Genomic DNA, 4,684 nt, shown 5'->3' on the forward strand with positions numbered 1-4,684 from the left:
TGATTATTTCAATCACTTCCTCATCCGGGTCAATTAGCTTATGGGCTTTTCGAAGTTTTAAGAAGGTGATCATTCCATACGTAAACATGATGATACCACCGAAAATGAATAAGGCCGGATCATCTTTAATACTCTGAATCAAACGATAACTACTGAAATAAGCCACCGCAATAAAGAAAATATCGGCAATAACCACTCCGAAATCAAAAGACATGGCCGCACGGAAACCTTTAGTAATACTGGTTTCAAGTAAAACAAAAAAAACAGGCCCAATCATGAAACTCAAAAAGAACCCTAAAGGAATTCCGGTTAGGATATCGTCAATCATTTAAAAATGTTATATAGACAAAGGTAAGAAAAAATAAAATCCCAAATCTTAAACTCAAAATACCAAAAGGGTTTTACGAGTAAGATTTGAGATCTGTTATTTGGCTTTTATTTTGAAATTTTTTCCAGTTTGTGTTGGCGAATTGTTCCTCCGGCAATCGTTTTTTGGTTAACCTGCCGCGGATTGCCATAAATGGTGATTATCCCTCCGGCTCTGGTTTTGGCTTCTACCAAATCGGTCGCTGTAACATCCGCCTCACCACCGGCATTAACGGCAACCACAGTTTGTTCGCCTTCCAGTGCACTGGCTTTTACAATTCCGCCCGAAGTAACCACAATATCCTGATTCGAAGCTTTTCCTGTCAATCGCACCATCCCTCCTGAATTTGCCTTGATGTTCACTTTTTTCACATCCAGGGTCAGTTTTACTTCGGCACCTTCTTTAGCACTTACCGCAAATTCAACAGCATTAAAAGTGGCGGGGCTCGAAACATAAGCGCCTTCGCTGGCTTCCACAGCCTCTATTTTTTTAAAGTAAACGATGGCCGTCACGTCTTCGCCTTTCAACGATTTGTCCACCGCCATGCGTATTTTCAGCTCTCCGTTTTTATTTACCAATTCGACATCACCGCTGCGCTCTCCGGAAAGTTCTACTTTGGTTTCCGTGCTTTCCACGAGCTGAACGGAAATCTTATCAAAGGCCTTTACAGAGGTAAAGTCACCTACAGATTTAGTGATTTTTGTCTGTGAAAAACCCAATTGTGTTGCGAAAAGCAAAACTGTAAAAATTAATCTCTTCATAAGTTGAATTTTATTCTTGTTTTCTAATAAAATGGAAATCCAATTGTTTCTTAACTAAATCGGCATTCTTCACCTTAACGTAAACTTCGTCTCCTAATTGTAAAATATTGTTTGAAACTTCCCCTACCAATGCATATTGCTTATCATCAAAGGTGTAATAATCATCGCGGATTTCACGGATTCTCACCATACCTTCACATTTGTTTTCAATGATTTCCACATAAATTCCCCATTCGGTCACGCCGGAAATTACGCCCAGAAACTCCTGATCTTTGTGGTCCTGCATGTATTTTACCTGCATGTATTTCACCGAATCGCGTTCGGCGTTGGCAGCTAAACTCTCCATTTGGGAAGAGTGTACGCATTTTTCTTCATAATCTTCTTCGCTTACACTTTTTCCGCCGTCGAGATAATGCTGTAACAAACGGTGTGCCATTACATCGGGATAACGACGGATAGGTGAGGTAAAATGCGAATAATAATCAAACGCCAATCCGTAATGTCCGATGTTTTCCGTCGAATAACTGGCCTTGCTCATGCTTCGGATGGCTAAAGTGTCAATTAAATTCTGCTCTTTTTTACCATTCACATTTTCCAGCAAGCTGTTTAGCGATTTAGAAATCCCTTGCTTCGATTTTAAATCAAGTGAATAACCGAATTTAGAAATCACGGTTTGCATGTTGATCAGTTTGTCTTCATTCGGTTCGTCGTGCACACGATAAACGAAAGTTTTCTTTTGTTTTCCGATGAACTCCGCCACTTTTCGGTTGGCCAGAAGCATGAATTCCTCAATCAGGTGATTCGCGTCTTTGGCTACTTTAAAGTATACACCGATTGGTTCGGCTTCTTCGTTCAGGTTGAATTTCACTTCCACCTTATCAAATGAAATCGCGCCGGCAGCCATACGTTTTCTGCGCAGGATTTTGGCCAGCTCGTCCATTTTTAAAGTGGCTTCCACAATTGGAGCGTCAACTACATATTCTTTTCCGGTGATGGAAATTTCAGTAGGAATCGTGTTGTTTCCTTTGGTTTCAATGATGTGTTGTGCTTCTTCATAAGCAAAACGCTGATCGGAATAAATTACAGTTCGTCCAAACCATTGGTTCACCAATTCGGCTTTATTATTCAGTTCGAAAACAGCTGAAAACGTATATTTTTCTTCGTGCGGGCGCAGGGAACATGCAAAGTTACTCAACACTTCGGGAAGCATCGGCACCACGCGGTCTACCAAATAAACGGAAGTGGCCCGGCTGTAGGCTTCATCGTCCAAAATAGTCCCTTCCTGAAGGTAGTGCGACACATCGGCGATATGAATTCCGATTTCGTAATTTCCGTTGTCCAATTGCTTAAATGAAAGCGCGTCGTCAAAATCCTTGGCATCTTTCGGGTCGATGGTGAAAGTCAACGTTTCACGCATGTCGCGGCGTTTGGCAATTTCCTCAACAGTGATGGATGTGTCAATTCGTTTTGCATAGGCTTCCACTTCCAACGGGAAATCGTATGGCAAACCGTATTCGGCTAAAATCGCATGGATTTCGGTATCGTGTTCACCCGGTTTCCCCAATACTTTGATTACCGAACCAAAAGGAGAATCGGCTTTTTTAGGCCAGTCTTCCATTCTTACCAAAACGACATCACCGTGTTCGGCTTCGCCCATTTTGTTTTTCGGAATAAAAATATCGGTATACATTTTGGCGTTGGCCGTAGTTACGAAAGCGAAATTTTTCTGTACATCGATAACCCCAACGAATTCTTCTTTTTTACGTTCCAAAATTTCCAGTACTTCCGCTTCGGGTTTTCGTGAACTTCTTCGGTTGTAAATGTAGGCTCTCACCTTATCGCCGTCTAAAGCGTGGTTCAGGTTGATGGCCGGGATGAATACGTCATGCTCCAGCTCCGGACAAACGAAATATCCTGTTTTTCGGCTGGTCATGTCGACTGTTCCTTCGTAGTATTCGGCTTTGGAGATAATCTGGTATTTGCCGATTTCGGTTTCGTGAATCTTATCTTGTGCTTTCAGTAATTTTAAATCACGTATAATTTCATTTCGGCTTTTGGTATCGTTGAGTTCTAATGCTGCGGCGATTTGTTTGTAGTTAAACGACTTACTCGGGTCTTTAGATAGTATTTTAAATATCTGGGCGGTAAAATCGTGTTGTTTTTTTCCTAATTTTTTAGGTCTCTTACTCATAGTTCATTTCTTAATAATGCTGAAAATTACGAATAACTATTAAGATTTTTAAGGTTAAAGCGTAATATTTATGCTAAAAATAACTTTTGTATCTTTAAAAAAAGAAATTATATGACCGAATTCGTAGCCATAGCCGTTTTTGATTATCCGCACGAGATTACCGTGCTCAAGCATCTTTTGGATCAAACCGAAATCCAGTATTTCTTTGAAAATGAAACGATGACAAACATTGCACCCATGTATTCGCAGGCGCTGGGTGGTATTCGGTTAAAGGTACACCCGGATGATGTCGAAATGGTGCGTGAAATTTTAAAAAAGTTGAAGGACGATTCGCATTTGAGAATCGTTTGATTTACCTTTGTATAAAATAAATGAAAACACAACAACAATGAGAATCTCCATCGGAAACGACCACGCCGGACCAGACTACAAAAAAGCAATTGTTCAACATTTGGAAGCACAGGGACATACTGTTATTAATCACGGAACCGACACTTTTGACAGTGTGGATTACCCGGATTTCGGTCATGCGGTGGCCAGTGATGTGGAAAACGGAACAGCCGATTTCGGAATTATCATCTGCGGAAGCGGAAACGGTATTGCCATTTCAGCCAACAAACACCAGGGCGTTCGCGCTGCTTTGTGCTGGTTAAATGAAATTGCAGCTTTGGCCCGCCAGCACAATGATGCCAACGTCATCAGTATTCCTGCACGTTATACCAATATCAAACAAGCCGTGGAAATGGTAGAAACTTTTTTAACTACCGATTTTGAAGGCGGAAGACACGCCACACGAGTAAATAAAATTTCCTGTCAGTAAAAAATATGAAAATCCGGTTCCGTTAACGAATCGGATTTTTTTTTAAAATAGACTTCAACAATGGAACCGCATCACGACCACAGCATTCACAAACACCACGTGGAAGGCAAAAACCTGGTGAACTCCATTTTACTAAACGTAGTAATTACGTTGGCACAGTTTGCAGGAGGCATTATATCAGGCAGTCTGGCGTTGATTTCCGATGCCTTGCACAACTTCAGTGATGTACTTTCCCTCCTGTTCAGTCTCGTGGCCCATAAATTGTCCCGAAGAAAAGCAACTACCAGTCAGACCTTCGGACTGAAACGCGCCGAGTTGATTGCGGCGTTTGTCAATGCTTTTACTTTGGTTGCCGTCGCTTTGTTCTTGATTTATGAAGCGATAAACCGTTTTTTTCATCCAAAGGAAATTGCTTCCGATACGGTAATTTGGCTGGCCTTGTTGGGAATCGTGGTCAATGGCATTTCGGCTTTTCTGCTCAAGAAAGATGCCGACCATAACCTGAATATGAAATCAGCGTACCTGCATTTATTCACCGATATGTT

Annotated in this window: 6 protein-coding genes; 3 read left to right on the plus strand and 3 right to left on the minus strand. The window is 41.4% G+C overall.

Annotated elements, in window-relative coordinates; all coding sequences use genetic code 11:
- The 3 genes from VLB74_RS12185 to rnr all read right to left on the minus strand — a co-directional run.
- Positions 1-328: LysE family transporter (locus tag VLB74_RS12185; RefSeq protein WP_325203733.1), on the minus strand; the 328-nt coding region annotated here is incomplete at its 3' end.
- Positions 329-435: 107 nt separating this feature from the next.
- Positions 436-1,128 (minus strand): head GIN domain-containing protein, encoded by a 693-nt coding sequence (locus VLB74_RS12190; protein WP_325203734.1) that lies wholly within the window; start codon positions 1,126-1,128, stop codon positions 436-438.
- 10 nt (positions 1,129-1,138) lie between these two features.
- Positions 1,139-3,319, minus strand: a complete 2,181-nt coding sequence (rnr, locus tag VLB74_RS12195; RefSeq protein WP_325203735.1) for a ribonuclease R — start codon at positions 3,317-3,319, stop codon at positions 1,139-1,141.
- 111 nt (positions 3,320-3,430) lie between these two features.
- Here rnr and VLB74_RS12200 point away from each other — a divergent pair, with 111 nt between their 5' ends.
- The 3 genes from VLB74_RS12200 to VLB74_RS12210 all read left to right on the plus strand — a co-directional run.
- The gene (locus VLB74_RS12200) at positions 3,431-3,670 is read left to right on the plus strand and encodes a putative signal transducing protein (protein ID WP_325203736.1); all 240 of its coding nucleotides are present in this window, start codon (positions 3,431-3,433) and stop codon (positions 3,668-3,670) included.
- Between the two features lie 37 nt (positions 3,671-3,707).
- The gene (gene rpiB / locus VLB74_RS12205) at positions 3,708-4,139 is read left to right on the plus strand and encodes a ribose 5-phosphate isomerase B (RefSeq protein ID WP_325203737.1); all 432 of its coding nucleotides are present in this window, start codon (positions 3,708-3,710) and stop codon (positions 4,137-4,139) included.
- Positions 4,140-4,199: 60 nt separating this feature from the next.
- The coding region (locus VLB74_RS12210; RefSeq protein WP_325203738.1) for a cation diffusion facilitator family transporter at positions 4,200-4,684 on the plus strand (485 nt) is incomplete at its 3' end.

The sequence above is a fragment of the Flavobacterium sp. genome (assembly GCF_035456225.1).
Taxonomy (GTDB): Bacteria; Bacteroidota; Bacteroidia; order Flavobacteriales; family Flavobacteriaceae; genus Flavobacterium.

Excerpts from the sequence above, each read along its gene's own strand:
- VLB74_RS12190 (WP_325203734.1), bottom strand. The coding sequence starts at position 1,128 with ATGAAGAGATTAATTTTTACAGTTTTGCTTTTCGCAACACAATTGGGT.
- VLB74_RS12200 (WP_325203736.1), top strand. The coding sequence starts at position 3,431 with ATGACCGAATTCGTAGCCATAGCCGTTTTTGATTATCCGCACGAGATT.
- rpiB (WP_325203737.1), top strand. The coding sequence starts at position 3,708 with ATGAGAATCTCCATCGGAAACGACCACGCCGGACCAGACTACAAAAAA.
- rnr (WP_325203735.1), bottom strand. The coding sequence starts at position 3,319 with ATGAGTAAGAGACCTAAAAAATTAGGAAAAAAACAACACGATTTTACC.